The organism is Alteromonas sp. 07-89-2 (genome assembly GCF_013113925.1).
Taxonomy (GTDB): domain Bacteria; phylum Pseudomonadota; class Gammaproteobacteria; order Enterobacterales; family Alteromonadaceae; genus Alteromonas; species Alteromonas macleodii.
In genome coordinates, this window is the sequence record NZ_VTYM01000070.1 from 1 (window position 1) to 1323 (window position 1323).

At 45.1% G+C, this 1323-nt stretch carries 1 protein-coding gene; it reads right to left on the reverse strand.

The genetic code is table 11. The annotated features are described in order from the left end of the window. Positions 1-220: 220 nt before the first annotated feature. Positions 221-1255, reverse strand: a complete 1035-nt coding sequence (locus F0261_RS19715; RefSeq protein WP_171338731.1) for an IS110 family transposase — start codon at positions 1253-1255, stop codon at positions 221-223. Between the last annotated feature and the right edge of the window lie 68 nt (positions 1256-1323).

Genomic DNA, 1323 nt, shown 5'->3' on the forward strand with positions numbered 1-1323 from the left:
AGACATAAAAATGTATGGTCCGCCTCGTTATTGCAACAATAAATGTCGATAACGGGGTTGGTTATGCGCTAATGTATTCGGAGTCTGATTAGGTGCTTTCGCAACCCGCTCCACGATGAGATCCGCGCTGGATTATCCTCAAAAAACCGAAAGCTTCTGTGAGCTGTTTTTTATGTCAGGTTTTAATCCAGTGGTTCTACCGTTTTCGTCATCATATTTATCATTGCAAACCTGGTGCTAACGCTTTGCTATTGAATGCTTGTTTAGTTTTCATTACTGCCCATGCTATTCGTACCAGCTTGTTGGCCAGAGCGACGGTTACAACATTGAATGGTTTTGTGGCGCGTAAATTAATCAGCCAATCGCCATAAATTTTGCCGGTCTTATCTGGCCTGGACATGACCGCCCTGGCAGCATGGATAAACAAGGTCCGGAGCTCTTTGTTACCCCGTTTGCTTATCCCCAGTAATTTGGGTTTACCGCCAGTCGTATACTGCGCTGGAACCAGTCCCAACCATGCCGCCATGTTTCTCCCACTTTTAAAGTCAGTGGCGCTACCGATGTTGGCAATACAAAGACTAGCTGTCATGTCTCCAATCCCCGGAATCGTTTTAAGAAGCTGACCTATCGGGTTTGATTCAACGAGTTGCTTTAGCTTTTTGTCTTGTTTCTCAATGCTCTCATTGAGAAACAGATAGTAATCGTGAAGCTCCGCAAGCTCTTGCATGAGTAGGCCCGGCAATTCCTGTCGTTGCTGAGCAAGCCAGTTAAATAACTGCTTCATCACGCTATGGCCTGTTGGCAGCGCAATGCCAAATTCGAGAAGCAATGCGCCTATGCGGGACATACATGCTGTCCGGTCTTTAATATAACCGTGCCTGGCTTTATGAATAGCGGAAATGACCTGGGCTTCTTCTGACTTTACGCTGACAAAGCGCATATTGGGTCTTGTTGATGCTTCGCATATTGCTTCTGCATCTATGAAATCATTTTTATTGCTTTTAACGAAGGGCTTTACATATTGCGGAGGGATCAGTCTGACTTTATGTCCCATCGACTCACATTGCCTGCCGAGCCAATGTGCACCGCCACAAGCCTCGAACGCGATTGTGCATGGTTGTACTTGGTGAAGAAACTGAATGAGTGCTGTGCGGGAAAACTTTTTGCGAATAATCTGGTTATCAGAATAATCACGGCCTATCACATGAAAGGATGATTTGCCTAAATCGATACCAAGAACTTTAATAGTAGACATGATGGTTCGCCTCTTTGATTGCCTAACTCTAAGACTAGCTTAGAGGTGAGGCGGACCATCTAATTAAA

Coding starts and splice junctions, on each gene's coding strand:
- F0261_RS19715 (WP_171338731.1), bottom strand. CDS start 1,255: ATGTCTACTATTAAAGTTCTTGGTATCGATTTAGGCAAATCATCCTTT.